This window comes from Superficieibacter sp. 1612_C1 (genome assembly GCF_015234305.1).
Lineage (GTDB): Bacteria > Pseudomonadota > Gammaproteobacteria > Enterobacterales > Enterobacteriaceae > Superficieibacter.
In genome coordinates this window covers 1-23,817 of sequence record NZ_JADGMI010000010.1, presented here as the reverse complement: position 1 = coordinate 23,817, position 23,817 = coordinate 1, and the positions used below count along the sequence as shown (strand labels likewise).

General features: G+C 53.7%; 21 protein-coding genes and 4 pseudogenes. 19 read left to right on the top strand and 6 right to left on the bottom strand.

All coding sequences use genetic code 11. The annotated features are described in order from the left end of the window. The first annotated feature begins 4 nt into the window (after positions 1–4). From traK to traT, 10 genes and pseudogenes are all read left to right on the top strand, one after another. Positions 5–802, top strand: a complete 798-nt coding sequence (gene traK, locus INT84_RS23530) for an F-type conjugal transfer protein TraK (RefSeq protein ID WP_228066437.1) — start codon at positions 5–7, stop codon at positions 800–802. Continuing rightward, positions 697–1,263, top strand: a pseudogene (locus INT84_RS23525) (conjugal transfer protein TraN); the annotation flags it as partial. The gene traK and the pseudogene INT84_RS23525, both read left to right, overlap by 106 nt. Next, positions 1,260–2,042: a type-F conjugative transfer system pilin assembly protein TraF gene (traF, locus tag INT84_RS23520; protein WP_194208708.1), complete on the top strand. Its 783-nt coding sequence runs from the start codon at positions 1,260–1,262 to the stop codon at positions 2,040–2,042. The pseudogene INT84_RS23525 and the gene traF, both read left to right, overlap by 4 nt. Before the next feature lie 12 nt (positions 2,043–2,054). Further along, the gene (locus INT84_RS23515; RefSeq protein ID WP_194208707.1) at positions 2,055–2,513 is read left to right on the top strand and encodes a hypothetical protein; all 459 of its coding nucleotides are present in this window, start codon (positions 2,055–2,057) and stop codon (positions 2,511–2,513) included. Beyond that, positions 2,503–2,724, top strand: coding sequence for a hypothetical protein (locus INT84_RS23510; protein WP_194208706.1), 222 nt, complete (start codon positions 2,503–2,505; stop codon positions 2,722–2,724). Before INT84_RS23515 ends, INT84_RS23510 begins: the two co-directional genes overlap by 11 nt. Beyond that, positions 2,714–3,322, top strand: coding sequence for an F-type conjugal transfer protein TrbB (trbB, locus tag INT84_RS23505; protein ID WP_194208705.1), 609 nt, complete (start codon positions 2,714–2,716; stop codon positions 3,320–3,322). Before INT84_RS23510 ends, trbB begins: the two co-directional genes overlap by 11 nt. Positions 3,323–3,397: 75 nt before the next feature. Further along, a complete protein-coding gene (gene traH, locus INT84_RS23500; protein ID WP_194208704.1) occupies positions 3,398–4,753 on the top strand; it encodes a conjugal transfer pilus assembly protein TraH in 1,356 nt (451 codons plus the stop codon). Next, entirely contained in the window at positions 4,753–8,406 is a 3,654-nt protein-coding gene (traG, locus tag INT84_RS23495) for a conjugal transfer mating-pair stabilization protein TraG (RefSeq protein WP_194208703.1), read from the top strand. Before traH ends, traG begins: the two co-directional genes overlap by 1 nt. A gap of 12 nt (positions 8,407–8,418) precedes the next feature. Then, positions 8,419–9,015 (top strand): hypothetical protein, encoded by a 597-nt coding sequence (locus tag INT84_RS23490; protein ID WP_194208702.1) that lies wholly within the window; start codon positions 8,419–8,421, stop codon positions 9,013–9,015. 184 nt (positions 9,016–9,199) lie between these two features. Continuing rightward, positions 9,200–9,931, top strand: a complete 732-nt coding sequence (traT, locus tag INT84_RS23485) for a conjugal transfer complement resistance protein TraT (protein ID WP_194208701.1) — start codon at positions 9,200–9,202, stop codon at positions 9,929–9,931. A 31-nt stretch (positions 9,932–9,962) separates the two neighbouring features. On the opposite strand, the gene INT84_RS23480 is transcribed toward traT, so the two are convergent. Then, the gene (locus tag INT84_RS23480) at positions 9,963–10,274 is read right to left on the bottom strand and encodes a CcdB family protein (RefSeq protein WP_194208700.1); all 312 of its coding nucleotides are present in this window, start codon (positions 10,272–10,274) and stop codon (positions 9,963–9,965) included. Continuing rightward, positions 10,271–10,552: a type II toxin-antitoxin system CcdA family antitoxin gene (locus INT84_RS23475; protein ID WP_228066436.1), complete on the bottom strand. Its 282-nt coding sequence runs from the start codon at positions 10,550–10,552 to the stop codon at positions 10,271–10,273. Before INT84_RS23475 ends, INT84_RS23480 begins: the two co-directional genes overlap by 4 nt. A gap of 253 nt (positions 10,553–10,805) precedes the next feature. Here INT84_RS23475 and INT84_RS23470 point away from each other — a divergent pair, with 253 nt between their 5' ends. The 7 genes and pseudogenes from INT84_RS23470 to INT84_RS23440 all read left to right on the top strand — a co-directional run bounded on the left by INT84_RS23470 (position 10,806) and on the right by INT84_RS23440 (position 19,782). Further along, a complete protein-coding gene (locus INT84_RS23470; protein WP_194208699.1) occupies positions 10,806–11,207 on the top strand; it encodes a hypothetical protein in 402 nt (133 codons plus the stop codon). A gap of 118 nt (positions 11,208–11,325) precedes the next feature. Further along, positions 11,326–12,906 (top strand): annotated as a pseudogene (traD, locus tag INT84_RS23465) (type IV conjugative transfer system coupling protein TraD); the annotation flags it as partial. After that, positions 12,899–15,037: pseudogene (locus INT84_RS23460) on the top strand (conjugative transfer relaxase/helicase TraI domain-containing protein); the annotation flags it as partial. The pseudogenes traD and INT84_RS23460, both read left to right, overlap by 8 nt. Positions 15,038–15,064: 27 nt before the next feature. Next, positions 15,065–15,847 carry a thioredoxin domain-containing protein gene (locus tag INT84_RS23455; protein ID WP_194208697.1) on the top strand — a complete coding sequence of 261 codons (783 nt, stop codon included), beginning with the start codon at positions 15,065–15,067 and terminating at the stop codon, positions 15,845–15,847. A 263-nt stretch (positions 15,848–16,110) separates the two neighbouring features. Then, positions 16,111–17,238 carry a hypothetical protein gene (locus tag INT84_RS23450; protein ID WP_194208696.1) on the top strand — a complete coding sequence of 376 codons (1,128 nt, stop codon included), beginning with the start codon at positions 16,111–16,113 and terminating at the stop codon, positions 17,236–17,238. Positions 17,239–18,008: 770 nt separating this feature from the next. After that, complete coding sequence (repA, locus tag INT84_RS23445) at positions 18,009–18,917, top strand: plasmid replication initiator RepA (protein WP_194208695.1); 909 nt, start codon at positions 18,009–18,011, stop codon at positions 18,915–18,917. Positions 18,918–19,572: 655 nt separating this feature from the next. After that, complete coding sequence (locus INT84_RS23440) at positions 19,573–19,782, top strand: hypothetical protein (RefSeq protein ID WP_194208694.1); 210 nt, start codon at positions 19,573–19,575, stop codon at positions 19,780–19,782. Positions 19,783–19,918: 136 nt separating this feature from the next. Here INT84_RS23440 and INT84_RS23435 read toward each other — a convergent pair whose 3' ends face one another. From INT84_RS23435 to INT84_RS23420, 4 genes are all read right to left on the bottom strand, one after another. Continuing rightward, positions 19,919–20,701: a TraX family protein gene (locus tag INT84_RS23435; RefSeq protein WP_194208693.1), complete on the bottom strand. Its 783-nt coding sequence runs from the start codon at positions 20,699–20,701 to the stop codon at positions 19,919–19,921. A 315-nt stretch (positions 20,702–21,016) separates the two neighbouring features. Beyond that, positions 21,017–21,493, bottom strand: coding sequence for a DNA-binding protein (locus INT84_RS23430; protein WP_194208692.1), 477 nt, complete (start codon positions 21,491–21,493; stop codon positions 21,017–21,019). Positions 21,494–21,563: 70 nt separating this feature from the next. Then, positions 21,564–22,529 (bottom strand): hypothetical protein, encoded by a 966-nt coding sequence (locus tag INT84_RS23425; protein ID WP_194208691.1) that lies wholly within the window; start codon positions 22,527–22,529, stop codon positions 21,564–21,566. Beyond that, the gene (locus INT84_RS23420; protein ID WP_194208690.1) at positions 22,517–22,786 is read right to left on the bottom strand and encodes a hypothetical protein; all 270 of its coding nucleotides are present in this window, start codon (positions 22,784–22,786) and stop codon (positions 22,517–22,519) included. Before INT84_RS23420 ends, INT84_RS23425 begins: the two co-directional genes overlap by 13 nt. Positions 22,787–23,095: 309 nt before the next feature. Between INT84_RS23420 and INT84_RS23415 the strand changes: the two are divergent. Continuing rightward, a pseudogene (locus INT84_RS23415) lies at positions 23,096–23,692 on the top strand (hypothetical protein); the annotation flags it as partial. Between the two features lie 32 nt (positions 23,693–23,724). Continuing rightward, positions 23,725–23,817, top strand: a 93-nt coding sequence (locus tag INT84_RS24505; protein ID WP_370529704.1) for a hypothetical protein, incomplete at its 3' end; no start/stop codon positions are given.

Sequence of the window (23,817 nt, the reverse complement as noted above, 5' to 3'; positions counted from 1 at the left end):
GCCAATGAAATTTCGCATTTCACCGGTAGCTGCTGCTGTGTTTCTGGCAGCGGGATTCTTTACCAGCGGCCTTTGGGCCGCACCCGCAGCCATTCCGTTCGAGAACGACGCCGCCTTTAACGTCACTCTCAGCAACACCAACCCGAGCAAGGTTGTGGTTGACGGAGAATTAATTACCAGCATCAGCGGACCATCCGGTGCCTATGACCAGAGCACAACCGACAACGGGGCACTCATCCTGTCTCCGCTCGTCGGCCAGAACTTTACGCTGTTTATCCAGACTGACCGCGGCTCCGCACTGAGCCTGAATGTCAGACCACAACCTGGCAGCGGCAAAACGCTGCGCTTCACCCCAATGTCGCCACCACTTCGCAGGAATGACGACGCGAAGGCATGGGAAGAAGGACAGACTTACGAGAAAACCCTGGTCGCACTGTCCCGCACCGTGGTCAATGGCCAGGTGCCGGATGATTACCAGGAATACCCGGTCAGCCGAATGCCGGCGTACACACCCGCCAGTGATATACGCCTGACACCGGAACGCCAGTTCGTCGGTAACCACCTGCGCATCGTGCGTTTCCGGATGAGTAACCCGGGCAACATTACCCGCAGCCTGCGCGAGCGCGACTTCTGGCGCAGGGGGGTAATTACCTTTGTCAGTCAGGTGAATGCGATGAGTCAAACGGCGCAGGTGACAGCGGCTTTGACACGGCTGTGGCAAAACTGGCCGGGCTGGCCTCGGCAGCAGAAGATGCGCGGGGTGACTCAGTGGATGTCAGGGCGTTTACCGGCGAGGCGATGAGCTGTCGCAAGGCGTTTGCCGGCTTTTCCAACTGTTGCAAGGACAGTGGATGGGGTCAGGATGCGGGGCTGTCCCAGTGTAACAGTGATGAAATGGCGCTCGGCAAAGCCAAAGCCAAAAAAGTGACTGTAAGTGTCGGCGAGCGCTGCGATCACAAGGCGCTCGGCGTGTGCATACAAAAAAGCAAGGTCTACTGCGTGTTTGGCGGTAAGCTGGCACGCATTATCCAGGAGCAGGGCCGCCGTGACCAGCTGGGCGTGCGGTTCGGCAGCGGTGACAGCCCCGACTGCCGGGGCATTACGGTGCCGGAGCTGCAGAGCATCGATTTTGACAAAATCAACTTCTCAGACTTCTATGAGGATTTGATGAATAACCAGAAAATCCCCGACACCGGGACGATGGTGCAGCAGGCTAAAGACCGTATCGCCGCCCAGGTGAACCAGCAGGGAGGGGGGAAATGAAAACCTTTCTTTACGGTCTGATCCTGGCTTTGATCAGTCATACAGCCCTGGCAGAGGAGATACTGACGCCGGCATCGCCGTTCACTGGCTGGTCCTGGTACAACGAACCGAAACCCTCCCCTGAAAAGCCGGCGAGACCGGAACAGCCTGCACCGCAGTCTGTTCCGGACCTGAGCAAAATGTCCGCGCAGGAGCAGGCAAAGGTGTTACGCGGGTACACAATGGAGGCGCTTAACCGCGCCATTCTGTATCCGACACGGGAAAACACAGCGACGTTCCTGAAATGGCAGAAATTCTGGACCGATCGCAGTTCCATGTTCAGTCAGTCTTTTGCGGCCGCACAGCTGTCGCATCCGGAACTGGACTACAACCTGGAATTTCCACATTACAACAGCACAGCCCCCTTCGTGCAGACGCGTGATCAGCAGCAACGGCAGGACGCCATTACGAAACTGTCACAGCAGTACGGCATGTTTTACTTCTACCGTGGCAGCGATCCGATTGATACGCAGATGGCGGGTGTGGTGGCTGATTTTGCCCGTACTCATCATATTTCGCTCATCCCGGTTTCTGTCGATGGCCAGGTGGCGCAGTCGCTGCCGGACAGCCGCCCTGACAGTGGCCAGGTACAGAGGATGGGGGTCAGCCATTTCCCGGCGCTGTTCCTTGTGGACCCGGCCAGTCACAGCTTTAAACCACTGGCCTGGGGCTTTATGACCCAGGATGACCTGGCCAAACGATTCCTGAACGTCTCCACCGGTTTTAAACCTAACTTCTGAGGAAGTCTCCCCGTGAACAACTTTAAATACATGCGCTCCATGCGTTCATTTCAGCGTGCCCTGTTTTTCAGTCTGGTGAAGGTACCGGCGTTTTTCCTGTTTGCCTTTTTTCTTGTGTTGTCATTTAACGCGTCGATCAGCGGAACCTTTCTGGACAGTGCCCGGGACCTGGTCGCCGGTGCCCCGGCGGGTAAGGTATGGGTCTGTGAGCGTCCGCTAAAAAAAGCGCCATTAGATCTGAATAAACCATCGGTAGCGCCTTTTGAACTTCAGAAACCAGCGGTAACAGCGGTTCCCTGTAAAAAGACTCTCGTCAGTGCTGAAGTCTGGCAGACAACGGTCGATAAGACAGTCCGCAGCTTTTACGTAATAACGGTACTGTTTTCACTGTTCTACTGGATAGCGATGAATGAGCTGAAGCTGCCCTCCCTGCCGGTGAAATGGTTCCGGAGGAAAAATAATGAACATTAATCTTTTTGCCGGACTGTTCTTCTGGGGCATGGTGGTGCGCAGCCTGAGTCAGCTCATCACCGTGTCCGTTACCTTAACACAGGGCCTGCTGACGTGGATAAGTTACGGGCTTTGGGTGAGTGCCGGAGTGATGGCTGTGTATGCCGGCGTGCGGCATCTCAGACCAGGAAAGCATGACAGGGTTAATACGGAGGCCGGTCATGAAGAGTAAAGAATTCTTCTTTCTTCTGATGATGCTGCCTGTGCTGGCCATCGCCGGCACCCGTGAGGAACTGGCGGCACTCGAAGCCGGTAAAACGGGCCTGTCGTTAAGCCGTACCCCGGCCGGGAAAGCGCCTGTTCCCGTGACTTCTCCGGCCAATCTGATGGCGCTGCCGGACGGCCGCCGGACTGATATGAAAAACTACGCCGTGGTGCTGTTCATGCAGTCCCACTGCCAGTACAGCGCAAAATTTGATCCCACCCTGAAAGCCTGGGCTGACCAGCACGGCATTCGCGTCTATCCCTACACGCTTGATGGCGGAGGTGATGTCGCCTTCCCGAATCCGATGATACCCAGAAAGACTGACCGCACTTCACCCCTGGCAGATGAAATTATTACCTTTTTTGGCAACGGTCTGCCGATTGCCACTCCCACGGCGTTTGTGGTGAACGTCAATACGCTGAATGCCTATCCGCTCACCCAGGGCGTTATGGAAATCCCGGCGCTGGAAAACCGCTACGCCAGCCTGATCCAGGCTGATATGGACCAGACTGACCCGGCGCTGTTGCCCCCCATGCCATCTGGCCTTCAGGCCACACAGCAGTAATTCACCCGGACTACATAATGACTAAAAACACATGTCTGTCGCTTAACCATAACGGCAGCGGTGGGGAGATCCCTCATGCTTAAGACACTGATGACGGCAGGCACCCTTTTTATGGCGGCGCTGCCGGCACAGGCCGACGTCAACGGCGACCTTAACGGCTTCTTTGGCAGCCTCGGCTACAGCGGTAACGTCTCTCAGGCGCAGGCCTGGCAGGGACAGGCGGCCGGCTACTTCTCAGGTGGTTCGGTCTACCTGCGCAACCCCGTGAAAAACGTCCAGCTTATCTCGATGCAGCTGCCCTCCCTGAACGCCGGCTGCGGCGGAATCGATGCCTATCTGGGGGCATTCAGTATGATCAGCGGGGAGGAAATTCAGCGGTTCGTGAAACAAATCATGAGCAATGCCGCCGGCTATGCCTTCGACCTTGCCCTGCAGACGATGGTTCCGGAGCTGAAGCAGGCAAAAGATTTTCTGCAGAAGCTGGCCAGTGATGTGAACAGCATGAACATGAGTTCGTGTCAGGCCGCCCAGGGCATTATCGGCGGGCTGTGGCCGGTGACGCAGGTGTCGCAGCAGAAAATCTGTCAGGACATTGCGGGCGAAACCAATATGTTCTCTGACTGGGCGGCATCGCGTCAGGGCTGTACTGTCGGGGGACAGGGGAACAACGTCACGTCCAGAGCGGGAGAAGCCGAAAAAGACCAGGTGCTGAAAAACAAGAACCTCATCTGGGACACGCTCAGTAAGAACGGACTGCTCGGTAACGATCGCGCGCTGAAGGAGCTGGTCATGAGTACCGTAGGCTCCATCATCTTCAACAAAGACGGAGATGTCACCATTCTGACCCCGCTTGTCGATAACCGCGACCTGATTAAAGTACTGATGCGCGGAGGAACGGCGAAAGTCTACGGATGCGATGAGGCTGATCTCTGCCTGGGCCCCGTCGTTACTAATCTGACCATTTCGGAATCAAACGCCCTGGTGACACTGGTGAAAAACCTGATGATTTCCATGCAGAACAAGCTGGTTGATGACAAGTCGCTGACCGATCAGGAAAAAGGCTTTGTGAACACCACGTCCGTGCCGGTACTGAAGTACCTGACCAACGCCCAGAGCATGGGAATGAGCGCGACGTATTTGCTGCAGGTGTCGGACTTTATCGCGCAGGACCTGATGATCCAGTATCTCCAGGAACTCGTTAAACAGGCAAGTATGTCACTTGCCGGAAAAAACTTCCCGGAGGAAGCTGCTGCGAAGCTACGTGATAACGTCATTCACGCGCAGGGACTGCTGGCCGACATGAAGCTGCAGTCAGCCGCTGACCAGAACGCGCTGGACGGTATCGACCGTAACATGCAGTACCTGCAACAGCAGGTCTCCACTATCGTTTCAGGCTCCTATCAAAGCAACTATCACTGGGGTGATCGCTGATGCTTGAGATATACACTATCTATGGCGGGGGGATGTGGAAAACGGCGCTGGACGCCGTTGTCACTCTCGTCGGTCAGAATACCTTTCACACGTTAATGCGTATTGCCGGCACCTTCGGGGTGCTGGCCGTGTTGTTTACCTTCATCAGACAACGTAACCCGATGGTTTTTGTCCAGTGGCTGGCCATCTTCATGGTTATTACATCCATTCTGCTGGTACCGAAACGTTCCGTGCAGGTCATCGACCTGTCCGATCCGGCTGCGGTGTGGGAAACAGATAACGTGCCGGTGGGGCTGGCGGCCATCGCATCGCTGACGACCAGTATCGGGTACAGGATGGCGTCGGTGTATGACATGCTGATGGCCAGGCCCGACTCGGTGACCTACAGCAAGACCGGGATGCTGTTCGGCTCGCAGATTGTGGCAGAAACCAGTGACTTCTCCACGCAAAACCCGGAGCTGGCGCAAATGCTGCCGGACTACGTGGAAAACTGCGTGATTGGCGACATTCTGCTGAACGGTAAATACACGATTAACCAGTTGCTGAATTCGACTGACCCGCTGACGCTTATCACGAGTAACCCGAGTCCGCTGCGTGGCATTTTCAAAATGACGTCCACCACGCGGCAGTTTCTGACCTGTCAGCAGGCCGCAGCAGAAATCAAGACGCTGGCCACTACCGACGTGAATCCGGGCAGTCAGACCTTTACCTGGCTGACGCGGAAGGTTTTTGGCAACAAGGTGAACGGCGCGGCATTACTTTCAAATGCGATGGGTGAGAGTTACGGGTACTTCTATTCCGGCGGCATGACAGCCGCGCAGATCATGAAGAACAACATCACCAACAGTGCTGTACGGCAGGGGGTTAAGGGTTTTGCCGCACGTTCATCCGATACGGCCAACCTGCTTAATCTGGCCACTGAAAACGCCGCGACAAAACAACGCCTCAGCTGGGCGGCGGGTAACGAGCTGGCGACGCGGACGCTGCCGTTTGCGCAGTCCCTGCTGATGCTTATCCTGGTGTGCCTCTTCCCGCTGATGATTGCGCTGGCCGTGTCGAACCACACGCTTTTTGGCCTGAACACCCTGAAGATTTACGTCGGTGGATTTATCTACTTCCAGATGTGGCCGGTGATGTTCGCCATTCTTAACTACGCCGCTAACTACTGGCTTCAGAGTCAGTCCGGGGGCACGCCTCTGGTACTGGCCAACAGGGATGTCGTGGCGCTGCAGCACTCGGATGTGGCGAACCTCGCGGGCTATCTGTCATTGTCCATCCCGGTTCTGTCGTTCTATCTGACTAAAGGGGCTGCCGCGATCGGCTCTCAGGTGGCAGGGAGTATGCTCAGTTCGGGAGCGTTCACGTCGGCCGGTGTGGCTGCCACCACGGCAGACGGCAACTGGTCATTTAACAACATGTCGATGGATAACGTCAGCCAGAACAAGATGGACACGAACCTGGTGCAGCGTCAGGGCCAGCAGACGTGGCAGGCGGATAACGGCTCAACCCAGACACAGACCGCCGGTGGCCACACGGTTATTGACGGCTCCGGTGCGATGTCGAATCTGCCGGTGAACATGAAGCTCAGCCAGCTGGCCAGCAGTGGATTCCAGGAATCAGCCCGGCAGTCACAGGTTCAGGCTCAGACGGCGCTTGATGGCTACAACCACAGCGTCACCAGTGGCTGGTCGCAGCTCTCACAGATGTCTAACCAGACCGGTAGCAGCGACAGCCTGACCAGAGGCAGTGAAAACAGCCTGGCGACTAATGCGTCGCGCGGTGCCGGCATGATGATGTCGGCGGCTGAGAACTATGCTAAGGCAAACAATATTTCTACGCAGGAAGCCTATAACAAGCTGATGGATATCAGTAATCAGGGTTCCCTGTCCGCAGGTGTAAAAACCACGCTGGGCGGTGGTATAAATATCGGCGTTGCCAAATGGGGCGCAGAAGGAAATCTTTCCGCAGATGCTCGCCACACGACAGGAAGCTCACGGGGCGTTCAGGATTCAGGATCGCACACGCAGGATATGCGACATGATCAGAACAGCCAGGCGGTTAATGATTTCCGCCAGGGGATGGATATGGTTACCAGCAGCCGCGTAAGTGATGGTTCCAGTCATACCGAGAATGCTGCCAGCAGCAATGTTCAGCAGCTGGCGGCCACGCTCAATGATGCTCAGAGCCAGTACCATCAGTACACCACCAGTTCGACCCAGAGTAATGAGTTCAGCCGTATGGCCACGATGGCCCAGAACCAGAGTGCCAGCCTCGACACGAACTATACCCAGGAGTTTGTGGACTGGGCGGCAAACAAATACGGTGACAGGGCTCAGTCCATGCTGACCAGCGCCCCGTCGGCGCGCGAAGCAGCGATGGAGTTCGTGAATGAGCGTCTCAAGCCTGAAATTATGGGCGACTATCAGCAGGGACGGTCAGATCTTGCCAGCGGTAGTGAACATGCGGCATTCAGTGGTGAGCACATTGTCCAGCCAGCTAACAATAGTCAACAGGTAGCAGGCTCTGCAGGTAATGATGGCGCAACTCGTTACAGCCCTGTCAACGGCTCTGATAGCCAGGCTGAAGCAGGCAACGCCCATGCCACTGGTACTTATCAGTTTACGGAACAGGGGAGCCTGCCGGGCGGACAAGTCCCATCAATAAGTGAAAGTGCACCTGTCGGATCAGCCGGTTCTGCTCCTGCGGGGACAGGGCAAACATACAGCAGTGAGCCATCGGCTGCTCCGCAAACGCATACTGAAAGCCATTCCTTTGACGGGCAGCGCGAAAACGGTCATTACGGAAGGTATTCTGAATACGATCGGTCTGAACAAAATGCCGAAGGTGGTCCTGCCAGAGCCGGAGGGGAAAGAAGCGGGCAGGGTAGCATCGTCACGTCAGCCAGCGGAAATGATACCGGAGGGCAGGCTGCTGAAAGGGAACGGTCCGACCCTGCTGCTGAGACGCATCAGGACTTCCGCCATTCCGGCACCATACGGGCGCAGGGGACGGCAACAGGCCCGGCGGGTGAAATGACCTATAGCCGCTCAGGCGTCAATGCCGAAGGGCAGCGGGTGCCTGGCAACGCCATGCAGGACACTTTCAGGGACAATCAGGCAAAAGTCACCGCGTCAGCCAGCGATAATGATACCGGAAGGCGCGCTGCTGAAGGGGAACTGTATGGTCCTGCTGCTGAGACGCATCAGGACTTCCGCCATTCCGGCATCATACGAGAGCAGGGGGCGGCAACAGGCCCGGCGGGTGAAATGACTCATAGTCGCTCAGGCGTCAATGCCGAAGGGCAGCGGGTGCCTGGCAACGCCATGCAGGACACTTTCAGAGAAAATCAGGAGAAATTGCATCAACAATCAGGGCAGGGATTTGGTCCGCAAAATGAGTTACAGCGGCGTGTAGCGGAACAAAGATCTGAAAATGAGCATAAAATCAACGAATCTGCTGGAGAAATTGGGAAAAAACAATCCACTGTTCAGACATCCAGTGATATATTAAAGGGAGAACTTGATAATTCACAAAGTTCATTCTCTTATGGTTTAAATAAAGAGAGAATGAAGCAAGGGGAATCATCTCCTTCTGAACATGATGAAGAAATGAAACGTAGGTTAGAAGAGCTAAGATCAAGGAAGGTTGGCTGATGAGGAGGGTATATGGCATTCTCAAATGGTGATGTAAGAAAAGAAATAGCAGAAATTATCTCAGGGATAGGTAGTGATGAACGCCCTGTTTCATCGCCTAAAGAAGCTTTCAAGATTGTAGCTATATACCCTGCAATGATGATCCTTACTGTAATTCTGTTGTGGTTTTCTTTTTATGCCATGATGGTAATGACAGGAGATAATACCGGGCAAAAGTTAGGATTTTATTTTGAAGCAGCTCAGCTGATTATGGGATATGAGGGATGGATATCTATCGGTGTGACAACCGTAGTAGCAATATTTTTTATACTCATAAGCTATTCGACAGCATTGATATATCTATCTATACCTGAGGACATTCGAAGTCGTTCCAAAATAATCGCTTCTATAAAATCTACGGTTAAAAAAACGTTTTTGATACTGTGGGGGATTGCGACCTTGTTATCTCTAGTGGGGATGTTCTCTGATTGGATGATCTTATTAGCTGGAACTATTCCAGTCGTTTTGTTCATGTCAATCTTCATAATCAATGGGTATCTCGGCATACAGAGCGCTCGTTACGGCCTTGGGCCATTGATGTCCACGGCTAACAAGTTGATTAGTAGATAGTCATCATTAAATGTTTTCCCTTACCTAAATTTAGCCTTTTAAGAAATAAAAAAACCGGTACTGCTTCTTAGTTTCGGTTTTTTATACACACCATTAATATAAATTTCTCAGCAAATCAGCCAATAACGTCTCTGTTAGCTCTGTCTCGCTAACGGGGACGTTTTTCTATGCACAGGATGAACTCATGAAATTAAAACAATTAGCTGTCGTGACTCTGGTCGCTTCTACTTTTGCACTCTCAGGTTGTGGTGCCATGTCTACAGCAGTGAAAAAGCGTAATCTTGATGTCAAAACCCAGATGAGTGAAACCATCTGGCTGGAGCCGTCATCAGAGAAAACGGTCTATCTGCAAATCCGCAATACTTCCGATAAAGATATGTCAGGCCTGCAGGCGCAGATCACTAATGAACTGGCGGCTAAAGGCTACCGGGTTTCCAGCTCTCCGGACACCGCCTACTACTGGATTCAGGCAAACGTGCTGAAAGCCGAAAAGATGGACCTGCGTGATGCACAGGGGTTCCTGAAGACCGGTTATGAAGGCGCAGCAATGGGCGCAGCCCTGGGTGCCGGTATCACCGCCTACAACTCCAGCTCTGCGGGGGCGACCCTGGGCGTAGGGCTGGCCACCGGATTGATTGGTATGGCTGCAGATGCGATGGTTGAGGACGTCAACTATACGATGGTGACCGATCTGCAAATCTCAGAACGCAGCAAAGCAACCGTTACTACCGACAACATAGCGGCGCTGAAGCAGGGAACGTCCGGTGTTAAGCTGCAGACCAGTACGGAGCAGGGCAACCGCGCCAAATATCAGACCCGGGTGGTGTCCAACGCCAACAAGGTTAATCTTAAGTTTGAAGAAGCCAAACCGGTGCTTGAAGCACAACTGGCTAAATCAATTGCCGGCATTATGTAATTTAACGGGACGACGCTGGTCGTCCTGATTTCTAGCTTCCGGTAATGAGAAAATCTACTGCGCTGACGATCATATCCCTCATCTCAGGGCGGTAACTGTGAATATCATCTTCATCCAGCTGATGCAGGTATACGGTCTGAATGAGCTGCGTCATCAAAATAAACCGCTCATCGTCAATCGTAATTGTTGGGTTAATTTTGTTCATTCCCGGCAGGGACGGGTGCCAGCGTACCAGCGGGATTATGACGCGGGTGTTGAGATCGTCAAGCTGACCAGACTGAGCAATAACAAAGTACGGATAGTCCTGGTTATCCGGGCGCCGGAAAATTGTTCCCTGAATCATTTGAACACCCTTAACCCGTCGCTACTTCCCGGTATGGCATGTTCTTCCGTAAACCGGTTCATCGCGGCAATCGCTGCCTGATTTTCTTCACGCCAGCGGGCCTGACGTTGCGCCCTGACAACATTCTCCAGCGCTGAGTTAAGCGCAGCGGAGAGGTTGATGTTAAGGGCTTTTGCTTCCTCGACCAGTGCCGCATCAAGCGAAATATTAGTGCTTTTCTTTCTGACTCGCGTGGCGGTATTCATGCGCATCATCTCCCGTGCATCTAGTATGCGCATAATCATAGCGCATGATTAACATGCCTGTACAACATGCATCCTGTTGTGCAGCTACAGTGCAGGGTTTCAGCAGGTGATATATCTCTGCCGGTGCTTAATTTTCAAAAGAAGTGACAGACACTCTTTACCGTATCGCTTCCCGTAACCTCCAGACCCTGAGAGTCAAATATTTAACCCGCTCTGTCCGTACCAATCGGTACGGGCGTTCACTTTATTCACCCTGCTGTAAGTCAGGGAGTTGAGGAATGACGAAATGAAATCACATGTACGCGAAGGTTACTCTGCTGAATTCTGGTCACTTGCCGTCGCTGATGATGAACGCCAAAGCTATGAGCAGGAGCTCACTACTTTCGAAAACCACGAAGATAACAACAGAATGACACTGTATGGCACAGCTTTCAGAAAAATCAGTGGCTCACCGGAAGGCTCTGACGGCTACGTCTGGATTCAGGAAGACCTGCCGCCGGGTACCCACTACGATGTCCGCCGGATGTACAACAATGAGGAAACCATCGCCATATTCAGCCATAAAGGCGATGCGGTCTCAGCGGCTCGTTATGCCGCATCCCATGACGGCGGATACGGAGATGTTTGTATTATCACGACAAACCTCCCGGTTACCCACATCTCCTGTGAAGACTGGATCTTTGGCTGAACTGTTACGACATTCTGCTTTTTTACCGCCATAGCCGCGGCAACCATTCTGTTTATCCCAACCTTCCTGATAACCCCCATCACCGTACCGGTGATGCGATAACGGCCGGACATTATCTATGAGTTTTGCAGGTAAAAACCTCACCCAGGGCGGGCAGATGACCGCCTACCGCTGGCGCATGTTCATTCAGGTCAATAACTGGATAGGATTCTGGATCTTCATCCTGTTTGCTGTACTGACAAGCGTCATTTTTCTCTGGCGTATTCCCCGGGAAGCTGTCGATAACGGCTCTCTGTGGTGGTTCGCCAGCATCAACAGCAGTTTTATCGACCTGATGCCGGCAACGGGCACGCCAAAAATCTACGACGTTCACTACTGGTATGCGCCGACCGCGACGGCAATGGTACTTAAAATGACCCTGCCGCAGATTTACGCTGACCCGTACATGCAGGCGATGGGCGACCTGTTGCTGCGTGAACTGCAGTGGGCGGCCGGTGCCAGCGGCATCTTCAGTATGGTGGTGTTTATGGGAGTGACCTGGTTCATTGCCGGTATTGGCCGCAGGGAGAGTGAGGACGAGTACATCTCCGGCATGCAGCTGACCGACAGGCCTGCTGAGGTAAACAGGCTGCTGCGTAAGAATAATGAGCTGTCTGATTTGCGTGTGGGTGATCTGTACATGGTCAGAATGGCGGAGGTGCTGAATTTTCTGATGCATGGCACCATCGGGGTGGGTAAATCAACCCTTATACGCTGGCTACTCGACTACATTCGCAAGCGTGGTGATCGCGCCATCATCTACGACTCCGGCTGTACTTTTACCGCAACCCATTACAACCCGTCCACCGATTTCATTCTTAACGCCCACGACGAACGCTGCGCCAACTGGCAGATGTGGGGGGAGTGCGTCGACGCGGTCGATTACGACAACCTGGCCGCCAGCCTGATTCCTGTGGAAGGGGAGTCCGATCCGTTCTGGGTCTCCAGTTCCCGCACCATCTTCGCTGATCTCGCCATACGCATGTCAGTTGACCCGGAGAAAAGCATAGAGAAATTCCTTAAAACTCTGCTGTCCCTCAGCATGAAAAGTCTGCGCGACTATCTGGCCAACACCCCTTCAGCCAACCTGGTTGAGGAGAAGATTGAGAAAACGGCCATCTCCATTCGCTCGGTGGTGACCAACTACGCCAAAGCCCTTCGCTATCTGCAGGGGCTGGATGACGGGACGAAGCCTCCGTTCACCATCCGCGAGTGGATGACGCAGGAGCGTTATGACAACAGCTGGCTGTTTATCTCGACCCAGGCCCGTCACCGCAAGAGCGTGCGGCCGCTGATCTCACTCTGGGTGTCACTGGCCACGCTAATGCTGCAGAGCATGGGGGAAAACAGCGATCGCCGCGTATGGTTCATTATTGATGAAGCCCCGAGCCTGCAGCGCATTCCGGAGCTGGCCGAGACGCTGGCCGAAGCACGTAAGTTTGGCGGCTGCTTTGTACTGGGCATGCAGAACATGGCCCAGCTGGTTCACGTTTACGGTCGCGAGCTGGCCAAAAGCATCTTTGACCTGATGAACACCCGTATGTATGGCCGCTCTCCGAGTGCGGAGATGGCCAAAGTGGTTGAAGAGGAGCTGGGCAACCAGCGCAGGCGCAAAATCCGCGAGCAGAACAGCTACGGTTTGGACCAGGTGCGTGCCGGCGCAGACGGTTAAATCCTTTCTGGTGGAGCACGATCAACTGGTGACGGCAGGGGAGAAACCAGACTACCGCAACCATCTTTTTCTTATTGATGAATCCTCGATGAGCGGAAACCAGGATACGGCGGCGCTGTTTCAGGCCATCAGCGACGGCGGTGGACGCGCCGTCTCAATGGGGGATGTCGATCAGTTTGAGGCAATTGATTCCGGCTCACCTTTTAAACTGATGCAGGAGCGAAGCCCGATGGATGTGGCCGTGATGAAAGAAATCGTACGGCAAAAGGACATGCAACTGAAGGGGGCAGTACATGACATTATTGATAATCGTATCGATGCCGCCCTCAGACGTATTGAAGCACTGCCGGTTGACAGGGTACCCCGCGAACCCGGCACCACTGTGCCGGACGCCAGCATTGTGGAAACCGCTGCGCCGGTCAAAAATATTGTCAGGGACTGGATCGGGCGCACGCCGGACGCACGCGGGCGGACGCTTATCATCACCCAGCTGAATAAAGACCGCCATGCGGTGAATGCGGGAATTTATACCTCGCTCTCGAAACGGGGGGAACTGGGGGACGCTGAGATCACCGTTCCTGTGCTGGATAAAATCAGTCACACCCGCCACGAATTTAACAGTATCAAAGCCTGGGAAACCGGCATGGTCGTCAGACGCGGCGATCGCTATCAGGATGTGGTTGCCGTTGACAGAAACGGTGAAACAGTGATTGTGCGGGATGAGGAGGGAAAAACGGGAATGTATTCTCCCCGTCAGCTCATCACCGGCGACGTTGAATTGTTCACACGTGACTTCCGTCAGGTCCGGCCCGGCGTCGAGCTGCGCTTTACGGCGACCGATCGTGAACGGGGGCAGACCGGAAATCAGCGATTTACCGTGCAGTCCATCAGCGATAAAGGGGAGTTAGTGCTTAAGGGGCCCACCGGTAGCCGGATTATCAATCCGGTTGACGTTCGTGCTGAACAACATATCGACTATGCATGGGCCGTGACCGGATACGGTGCCCAGGGGGCGAGCAGTGATTATGTTATCTCGCTGGAGGGGACAGAGTCTGCCCGTGAATATCTGGCCACCCGCCGTGCCTTTTATATTTCGGCCTCACGTGGCCGGGAGCATGTGCAGATTTACACTGACGGGCTGGCCGAATGGGCAGGGACCGTTAAAACGCCGGAAAGTGATGTTAAAACTGCGCACGATGCGCTGAAGCCTGAAACCCGGCGACAGCAGGCCAGAGCCATCTGGGCAATGGGGCAGTCAGTCTCATCCACCGCCATCGGCCGCACCTGGTCACGTCATCAGTCGGTGGATGCACGCAGCCTGACGGCAAAAATTATCCCTGCCACCCGTCGTTTTCCGGAGCCGGCACTGGCGCTGCCACTTTATAACAATAACGGGAAAAGCGCTGGCCTTGCCCTTATCTCTCTGGTCCCGGGAGCCGACGGGCGGCTGACGCAGGGCGACCTGCGCATGGTGGCCACTGAGGAGGCGCGGGGCGGCGTACTTCAGCGCAGCAGGACGGGAAATACCATTGTGGCCAGTGACCTGGCAGCCGCGCTTGATGCGCTACGCAACAATCCGGAGGACGGCGTGGTCTGGCAGACCGGCGATGAACCTCCCTCATCATGGCTGCTTAAGGTCAGCGGAGGGATCAGACAGGATGCACCGCAGAGTATTGTCACCACGCTTAATGACAGTCAGAACGCACTTCAGCAGCGGGAACAGATGCTGGCAGAACAGATCCGCAATGAAGAGGCCGGGCGCAGTAAGCAACCGGAGACAGGGCTGAAAGATGTGCCCCAGGAAGAGGTGGTGAAACTGAAGCCGGAGGACGTTTATCCGCGTAAACCGGGTTCACTCACCCCGGATGCGGGGGTGATTGCCCGTGTGAGAGAGGGAGAAAACGCTGAGGAGCGTGAAATGACGGCTGCGGTACAGGTGCGAAGTGAACTGGCCGGTGCTGATAAAGCTTCCGGAGAGCTGGCGCGGGCCTCACGCGTCATAGCCGACCTGGCAAATGCAGAGCGCGATATAATCAGAATCCCGGATAACGCAGAGCGCGGCCGGATGCCGGAGCACGACGAACAGACGCTCAGCCGGACCATCCAGAAAGAACGTTAACCGCATTTTAAAGAGGATAATACAGAGATGAAAGCAAACGCCGTAGCGGTCTTAATAGTTACAACATACATTGGATATGGATTAACTGCACACGCCTCAGCACCTCAGCCGGTCTTCAGCCCGGCGCAGGAGGCCAGAATAGGTGAAATCGCCGCAGAGTACCTGGTGGCGCATCCGGAGATTCTGGTGACGGTCAGCAACAGACTGCAGGAGCAGCAGAAGGCCCGAAAGCAGATGAAATACGCCCTCAGCGTCCTCGAAAATCAGGCTTCCCTTCTGCACGACCCGGATACGCCGGCTTTCGGGCCGGAAAAAGCGAAAGTGGCCGTGATTGAATTCTTTGATTACCAGTGTGTTTACTGCAGCAGACTGGCCCCGGGGATGGCGCAGGTAATGAAAGCCCGCCCGGATGTGCGTTACATCTTCAAGGAATGGCCAATATTTGCCTCAAAATGGGATGCCTCATCCAGTGCAGCGCAGTATGGTATTGAGGCCTGGAAGCAAAAAGGTACAACGGGATATATGAAGTACCACAACAGCCTCTGGAGCACCCGGCATATTGAGGGAGACCTGACAGCAAAAGATATTGAGGCGGCGGCTGAAGCCGCCGGTATGGCAGAGCTGAAACCGGTGGACCACACCGTCGTTCTTGAGAAAAATGACACGCTCGCACGAACGCTGGGCCTGTCCGGTACACCAGGGCTGATTGTCATGCCGGTGAATAATCCAGAGCCCGACGCTGTCACGGTGTTTGCCGGGCTGGCTTCCCCACAGCAAATAATTTCCGCGATAGAAAAAGCTCAGCGTTGACGCATACCATTCTGACTGACTTGTCCAACGTTACAGATGGTAAAGATTAAACGAATGTACAATGATGGAAGTCATTCAAAAAAAGGATGCCCGTAAAGACATCCTTTGGCTCTAGTTTGGAGATAGGAAATCATTGTACGTTAAGTCTGTTTTTTTGAGCTGAACTATCTATAGCACTAGGGAGAACTCCCACTTTATATGGCGTTTCGCTTACATGAATGGCAATGTGATAAAATACGTTTTCTCATGAAAGGAGACTCCTGATGACGATTACGGCCTACTCCAGAACGTTTAAGCGTGAACTTGATGCCAGGCAGTTGGAAAGCCTTTTTGATGAAAATAATGCCGATCCAGCGCTGAGTTTTCGAGATTTTGTGAAAGCAGATATTGAATGCCCAGCCTGCAATGTTTCAGGCGGACATTACGTTGCAGAAGCTAAATCCCAGTCGAAAGGCAATGTTGTAAAGCAGGCTCATTTTGCGTTTCGCGACAGCCAGGGAAAAGATACTCATCTTCCTTTCTGTGATTTTTACACCGGTTCAGACAAGCTAAATGTCGTTGCTAACGACGGGCGTGTTGATTTCACGCGTTCTGGTTCTGAAGCCACGCAACTGATCGGGGTGATGGTCTGTGCCGGGATTGAAACCAATATATTCACTCAGCAAGACATTCGGAACATGCGACAGTGGTTCTTGGGCTTGCGTGAGCAAGGTTCGTTTATCTTTAATCTGAACCCACATATCGTACAGATTGCCAGAGCATCTCTGATAAGAGACAAAAGAAACAGAGAACAGTACATTGTTGATGTCAGTGAAACTAAAAACAGTTGGTTTGATATTGATTATGAAGTTTATCAGTCGTTGTATTTCAAGTTTCCCGAACTGCTTCTGAATTATCGGGATAATCACGAACTATGGGATATAAGGCTCAAAGGGGTGGCCAGTAAAGCTAAAAGCATTATTGTGAAAGATTCGGGTACGGCCACATTCGATAGAACAATCCTTTCTGAAAAATATCAGCTGGCAACACAAGTTGCGTCACTGGTTAGAGATGCTCATCCACGGTTGCGGGTACTGTTGGGCCACTCGTATAGCGCTCTTAGAGGTAGCAATCCACTTATGGCATTTGCAGCGCTTATGCTGTTTGTATCTGATTGGGATATTGCAGCCGCTGTAAAGAAGATTGAAGCGATACTGGCCGTAAAATCAGTGAACGACATTACCGCTGGTAATGTGGTTGGCCTGAACCCTTTCATTCACTATAGCGCGTGGGTCTTGGTTAAAGCCCTGCATGAATTGCAATCTGAGCTGGAGTACGACGTTGATTTTGACGCTGAGTTTAACTCCGAAAAAGAAAGACTGATAAAACTTTATTTTCCTAGCGAGCCATAAACGTTTCTGAGCTGAGTGGAAAATCTGCCACCACTGGCGAGAGACAAGTTTCTCGCAGTGTAAAGCATCGCTAAGCGTTAACAACTGAGTTGGTTTGGGGAGCGGAAAGCTACTGTTAAGACTGTCCCAAAACAGGCTTAACGTATAATAATTTCCGATCTCCAAACTCACCCCAGTTTCAATGGTCTTTACAGTACTCCATTCTAGAATTCCAAAAAGCCTACGGCGCGAATTCTATGAGTTGACCGCAGGGAAGAAAAACCTACATACTTCACTACTGCCAGTTTCTTTCTGAAGCATTCGCTTTCTTCGATTTATTTGATCCTTTCACCATATTCATGATCCTTTTCGACTGGAAAACCCGGCACCAATTGGGTAGACTCGTTCCGGTGTGAAAGCCCTGTGGTGAGGCGTTTTCATAAAATCATTTGTGGATTATGACTTATCTCAAATCAGCATGCTGACTGGATCTGACGTCTTGTGGTGGGACCGGCGATTCAGGGAGACCGGATTAATTCATGCTTTCAGTCGGCACATGCGAGCAGGCGGAAAGCATTAAGGATTCATGGATGGGGCGTATCCAAAAACGCCCGGGAGAAGGCTTCTGCTTGTTCGCCGGAGCCTGAATGCAGAAACCCCCTGAGAATCCCTCTCGAACTTGGCGGAACGGAGGATAATCAGGGGGTCATAAAGCAGGCGCGTCGCCTGTGAAGGATTATAACGCATGCACCATATAACACAACACCCGGCCGCCATAAGAAAAGGCCGGCGTGAATGACAATCTGAATCCCCGCGTCGATCGACGCCACCGTGGTAGCCACTCCACGGCCTGCAAATGCCCTGCGCCTTTCTATCAGCGCCCGTCGCAGCATAAATCGCTCAGCGGTGAGCACGGCCGCGTAATGCGTAATCTGATGTGGAAAGATAAAACTACCGGCCGGGTAATGCTCCGCCGCCGCGTATCCACCGATCCGCTCTTTGTTTTTTTACGGGAAGCCTGCGGGCGCCGCCGGGCGTTTCGTCCCGAGCGGGCGGCGCTGCTGGATATGCTGTATGTCCTGATGATTGATAAAGTCGATCTGGCCACCTTTATCGTGACGCTGAACGTTTCTGCTCTGTCCGGTGCGCTCAGCCCGCGGGACAGCGCCGGAAAAATTATTCCTGAACGGCGAGTGACAGCGTCACGTGTGTCACGGTTGCTGTTCATGCTTGCCCGGTTTGGCATTATCGAACTTCCGCAAACCGAATGGGACAGAACAGAGGGATGCCGGTTCCCGAAACACGTCATTCTGACAGAGACCGCCTGGCGGCTGGGCGGGGCCAGCATGGATAAACTGCGGGCTGAGCAGCAGCTGCGTATAGACGCAACTGCGGACGGTATACTGGAGCCCGGGGAAGTCGTCTCTGTTAAAACCCTCCGGAAGCGCTGGTACGAAACCTGCCGGCACCGCACCATACTCTGTCGCCGTACCCGCGCAATGGAAGGCAGACAACGGCGTCAGCTGAAAAAACTCCCCTTCGATGAGCGTAAACAGCAGGTGGCAGAACAGCTTTTCCGGAGCCTGCGCGGCAGCAGGCATACGCTGACCCCACGTCAGTTTGAAAAAATGGTCTGGCAGCAGCTCTACCAGCTCGAACTGGTGAATCTCGATCCCCCGGGGAGGCCTCAGCCTCATTAGCCTGGTTTTTAAACATCCGCCTGACGGCGGAGGCCTCCCCGCACCCGTCCCCCCGTACTGCCTGTAAAGTGTCCACTTCAGCCTCATATCTTCCCTGACGCAGGGCCGATCTCCCCCGTTTTCTTATGGCCCGGAACGTTATACACAATTACCCGCAAACAGAAACAGAGGATTAGCTGCAAGCTGCTCCATATTTAGCCGCAATACATTCAGGATTTCATCCTTACCCTTATTCATAAAAGATCACCTTATTCGGAACTCAGCGCCTGTGAATAACGGGGACAGAATATAAAGTCCCCCCCACCGCAGGCGGCGGGTCCCTGACGGAAGTTGTCACGCCGACCCGTCCTGACGGTAGCCTCCTCTGAGCCACCCCGCCCCGGGCCTGCCCGGAGCAGCGCGCCTCAAGGAGGATGTTGTAACTACAAAAAAGAATGTACCCTGGCAGTATCCGGCGATAAGCTGGTTTTGCACGCCCGTAACCCGCTGGCACCCGTGCGCGGAGATACAGCCGCGCAATGCAGCACCGGTGTGGTTTCAGGCGGGTATGGCTTTGCAGGAAGAAGGACCTGACAGATAAAACCTGTCAGTACAGTGATCAAACGCCGGCACCTCATCACCCGGGCCAGCTGGCGCCATTATTCAGGGGACTAAAATGAACGGTTCTGAAGAGTGGGACAACCCTTATGCGCTTATCGGGGAAGCAGCTGTCCGTCTTTTCCTGCGTAAAGCGGTAATCAGTCATGCTTCACTGCTTGAGTGCATGGAGGAGATGGTTATGTATGCTGAATTTTCCAGAAATCAGAGGATGCGTATCGGTTTAATGATGGCCATGCAGGAGTTGCGTGAAATCACAGGGACATAAGTTGCCCGGTACGCTGACGGCCTGACGCGCCCGGATTTTCCGGGCTTGTCCAACCTGAACGGAACGGACAGTGAACAGTCCGTTCCGTTCAGGTTCCTGTTAAAGGGCATAAACTCCGGCGAACGGTCAGCGCCGGTTATCCTGCCGTGGATAAGGCAGACATCATCAGCCCGAGGAGCACCAAATGACCGGTGTAGGCGGCACAGAAAAAGCCTCCCGGCATAAACCGGGCGCTGCCGGCAGGCATCAGTTGTCTGGCTGCCCGGAGCACCACAAACGGCAGCAGTACCGTCGGTAATGTGGCAAACATGAGGGTCTCTGCCGGCCGGGCTGCAATATGCGTTATCCCGTTGAGCGCGGACAATGATACGAGGGCGATAATAACCGCCGGGAGACGTAACCGGTCTGCTCCGCTGAAAATGATGGCAAGAGAAAGGGCCAGTAATATTCCCGGCAGTCCGTAACTTGCCGGACGCAGGGGGCAAACCATCGCGGCCAGCAGCATCACTCCGGCAATTGTTCCCCGGATGCCGGCGTGATGTTTCAGGGCCAGCAGCTGCGTTACGCCGGCGAAAACGAACAGGATATTCAGGGCCCACCAGGGATGGTGCTGTCTGAACGCCAGCGCAAAGACCGGCTGGGTCACTGCTGCCCAAATCCAGAGCCGCGTCGCCCTGTGCTGAAGCCTTTCCGGTGTCCGGTTTACATTGACTGCCCATACCAGCACGAACAGGGGAAAGGCCATCCTTCCCGCCATATACAGCTCCGGTACAGGAGGGTGAAGAAAGACGGTGTTGATATGATCCGCCAGCATGGCCAGCAGTGCTGTCACTTTTATCACATCCAGGGCACCCGGACTCAGCGCCGGGGTTAAACGGTTTCTCTCCGGCAGGATCACCGGCAGTGCTTTCGGGTTCATTATTATCATCCTGCTTCTGACATGCCGTAAAAATATAGTTCTGCACCCAGACCCAGAACTGCCGCCCGGTATATCAGGGTACTGACACGCCTGTTTTTCTGAGAATGCTGCGTACGACATTTTCTTTTTTGTCGCGGATAACCAGCATTGCCTGATGCCGGTTCTTTTGGGCCAGGCTGACTGAAAAATGATGGAATGAATTCATAAATAAAAGCCCCTTCTGTTAAAGAAGTTATCGGCTTCAGCAGAAAAAAGTTTAGCTAATTGTCTGTTATATATGATATTTCTACGATTCTCCCCCGGAGCAGAATGCTGTTACTGATTATTTTTATATCCGGCCATATAAGTGGCAATATCCAGACCTGATTCTCTTATACTCTCCGTCAGCGACTGATACTGTGATCGCCATGCTTTCGAACACCGGCCTTCCAGGACAATCTTACAGGCCACGCTGTAGGGCGTTCGTCCCAGCTTTTCAGCCAGCCAGACGACCTGCCCGTCTATGGCGTCATCAGGGAGCTCATCGATGATACCGTGCAGAAAGGACTCGTCTTCCCCGGTCCAGGGTTTGCCGGCATTCGGAAATCGCGGGTCCGTGACGCGGGGGATCTTTTCTTTATTCTCTTTTCCGGGTTTTTGCGGTGAAGCCTGAAGGCGAGCCTTTACTGCGCCGGCAACAGCCACTGCCTTAATCAGCGTGCTCCTGTCGTCGCGATCCAGTAGACTTTCCTCACATATTAAATCGTTAATAATATTTATCAGCTCTTCTATTTTCTTCCCGGTCAGGCTCATCTGTTTTTTCCTTAATATGTGGGAAACATACCCTGATACTGTGGCGTCGTTAAAAAGATATCACCAGACGTCATTTAAAGTCCGCGTCGGTTTTATTTTTCCAAAGGCTTCTGGCGGGATCTTCTTCACTCATCAGCGGCCAGCGGATGCGGTGCCACTGAAGCTCCTGCACCTGGCTGGCGGTGAACCCTGTGCGGGCCAGCAGGTCAGCCAGCGCGGCTTCCGTGTCTTCTTCATACAAGGATGCCGTGAGCGGGAACGCCTCCGGGATTTCACGCAGCACGTGCAGCAGCCGTGCCGGTGCCGGCAATGAACGAAGTGCCTCATCGGGCATCACCACGGCCTGGCGTATGCTGTCCGTCAGCCCGGCGATCCCCGCCGACTCAAGGGCAGCCTCCAGCTGGCGGAACCAGGTGTCCGTCCGGTCCGCCGGCGCAGTACCGTTTACCGTGCCCTCCTCCGGCGTGGTGCTTTCATTGATCTGCATCCGGACCGCAATACCCGCATCGTGGCAGGCCTGCAGCCAGGTGGCGATCTGCAGGGGATCGCCGGCCAGGCGCGTTACCTGGGCGGCCGCATTCCACAGCTGCAGGCAGGTTGTGCCGTCGAGACGAATAACGTAGTCGCCCCGGCACGCCAGGTGCCAGCGACCGCCCAGCTCCACCGGCCGGTCTTCATCCTCATCAGCCTGGCTGCCCGGGGGCAGAACCCGGACCTCGGTCGCGCGGCGCTCCGCCAGGACGCGCGCCTGTTCACCGGCCAGAAACGGGGCGGCCAGCGCACGGCCGGCGTCCGTCAGCTCGACGGCCAGCTGCAGGTTCCTGGCGCGCAGCGTGCGCAGCCAGCCCGCGGCTTCCATACGCCGGCAGGAGGCGCGCAGGTTCGGCCCGTACACCGGGGCGTCCCCGCCCTGCTCCAGCACCCGCTCTATATCCCGTGTCGCCACCGGCCCCGGACGTTTCGCACCGAGGGCGGCCAGCACAATCAGCACCCGCCGCTGCAGCGGTGACGGCCGGCGTGAGGTTACTGCCGGCATGCATGCTCCTCCTCTGAAGCTGTGCGCCAGATCATTTCGGTCATTCGCAGACGATCAGCCTCCACCACAGCATCCTGTGCATTTCCGGCCTGTGTAAGCAGATACCAGTAATCCAGGGTGGCGCGTGCCCAGTCCATTTCGATCTCTGCCTCACGCCCGGAGGTCCCGGTCGCATTCTGAATACATGTTTTGATGTACTGTTCAGTGATGGTGGTCAGCTGTTCATAGCTGAGTGAAAACGTCACTTCTTTATCCATACCGCACGCTCCGTTTGATAATTCCATGTTAAGTAAAAATCATACTTAGAATGATTTATGTAGATTCATATAAACATCATATCAGATATGATTTTATGATTAATGATAAATATCACATTTAGTATGTTTTATGCATATGGCTTACTAATCATATCCACTGCGGATTTCCCGCCGCGCAGATCCGGAAAGATGCTAATGAGGAAATACTTTTCAATGTTCATCAATAGACCAGACGGATTTTTGAGGTAATACCTTACAAACTGGACGTATGATGGGGGATAAATCGATCATCTAGATATCAGGAACGCTATGTCTGGCATACTGCTTAATCGCCTCACGTTTAAATTGAAAGCCGAACTCAAACGCAACCTCAAAGGCAATAAGACATATAAGAAGCATCGCTGGAGCTTTGTTGAGAGGGCACAGGTTTACTGCTCCACGCATTATCTGAAGGCCATGTTTTTGCTCTGGGCTATGGCAGGCAGCGCTGTCCTCATAGCAATAGGCTTCCGTGCTGAATTTAGTAGCTTTGCGGCCACTCATCTGAAAAATGTCACTAAACTTCCTGAATGGATGTCAAACCTGCTCGGCAGCCAGCTGACGATTATCGCGATTGTGTTTCCGCTTGTTGTCGGACTTATCAGCGTGCTCTTCCAGAAAAAATCCTCGCGGATTCACATTCAGAGCGCCTATCAGTTGCACTCGGGTTATATGTTTGCCGGACTGAGCGGACTATCACTTGCTGCATTTATACTGATTAGTGGGTTGCTTTCATCCGCAGGTGACAAATATCTTGATACAGCCTTTGCGGTTACGGCATTAATCTGGATGCTTTTCAATATCTTACTTTCGATATGGTTTTTTATTACCAGTCTGAACATTCTTGATGACAAGAAGCGTGATCGCGGCTTTGTTGAATAAATCGAACTTTTGCTGAGTTGAAAGATCAGATCACGCATCATCCTGACAATGCAGGCAGTTCCGTGGCAAAGCAGAAGTTCAAAATCACCAACTGGCGCAACTACAACAAG

Excerpts from the sequence above, each read along its gene's own strand:
- traK (WP_228066437.1), top strand. The coding sequence starts at position 5 with ATGAAATTTCGCATTTCACCGGTAGCTGCTGCTGTGTTTCTGGCAGCG.
- traF (WP_194208708.1), top strand. The coding sequence starts at position 1,260 with ATGAAAACCTTTCTTTACGGTCTGATCCTGGCTTTGATCAGTCATACA.
- INT84_RS23510 (WP_194208706.1), top strand. The coding sequence starts at position 2,503 with ATGAACATTAATCTTTTTGCCGGACTGTTCTTCTGGGGCATGGTGGTG.
- trbB (WP_194208705.1), top strand. The coding sequence starts at position 2,714 with ATGAAGAGTAAAGAATTCTTCTTTCTTCTGATGATGCTGCCTGTGCTG.
- traH (WP_194208704.1), top strand. The coding sequence starts at position 3,398 with ATGCTTAAGACACTGATGACGGCAGGCACCCTTTTTATGGCGGCGCTG.
- traG (WP_194208703.1), top strand. The coding sequence starts at position 4,753 with ATGCTTGAGATATACACTATCTATGGCGGGGGGATGTGGAAAACGGCG.
- INT84_RS23490 (WP_194208702.1), top strand. The coding sequence starts at position 8,419 with ATGGCATTCTCAAATGGTGATGTAAGAAAAGAAATAGCAGAAATTATC.
- traT (WP_194208701.1), top strand. The coding sequence starts at position 9,200 with ATGAAATTAAAACAATTAGCTGTCGTGACTCTGGTCGCTTCTACTTTT.
- INT84_RS23480 (WP_194208700.1), bottom strand. The coding sequence starts at position 10,274 with ATGATTCAGGGAACAATTTTCCGGCGCCCGGATAACCAGGACTATCCG.
- INT84_RS23475 (WP_228066436.1), bottom strand. The coding sequence starts at position 10,552 with ATGCGCATACTAGATGCACGGGAGATGATGCGCATGAATACCGCCACG.
- INT84_RS23470 (WP_194208699.1), top strand. The coding sequence starts at position 10,806 with ATGAAATCACATGTACGCGAAGGTTACTCTGCTGAATTCTGGTCACTT.
- INT84_RS23455 (WP_194208697.1), top strand. The coding sequence starts at position 15,065 with ATGAAAGCAAACGCCGTAGCGGTCTTAATAGTTACAACATACATTGGA.
- INT84_RS23450 (WP_194208696.1), top strand. The coding sequence starts at position 16,111 with ATGACGATTACGGCCTACTCCAGAACGTTTAAGCGTGAACTTGATGCC.
- INT84_RS23440 (WP_194208694.1), top strand. The coding sequence starts at position 19,573 with ATGAACGGTTCTGAAGAGTGGGACAACCCTTATGCGCTTATCGGGGAA.
- INT84_RS23435 (WP_194208693.1), bottom strand. The coding sequence starts at position 20,701 with ATGAACCCGAAAGCACTGCCGGTGATCCTGCCGGAGAGAAACCGTTTA.
- INT84_RS23430 (WP_194208692.1), bottom strand. The coding sequence starts at position 21,493 with ATGAGCCTGACCGGGAAGAAAATAGAAGAGCTGATAAATATTATTAAC.
- INT84_RS23425 (WP_194208691.1), bottom strand. The coding sequence starts at position 22,529 with ATGCCGGCAGTAACCTCACGCCGGCCGTCACCGCTGCAGCGGCGGGTG.
- INT84_RS23420 (WP_194208690.1), bottom strand. The coding sequence starts at position 22,786 with ATGGATAAAGAAGTGACGTTTTCACTCAGCTATGAACAGCTGACCACC.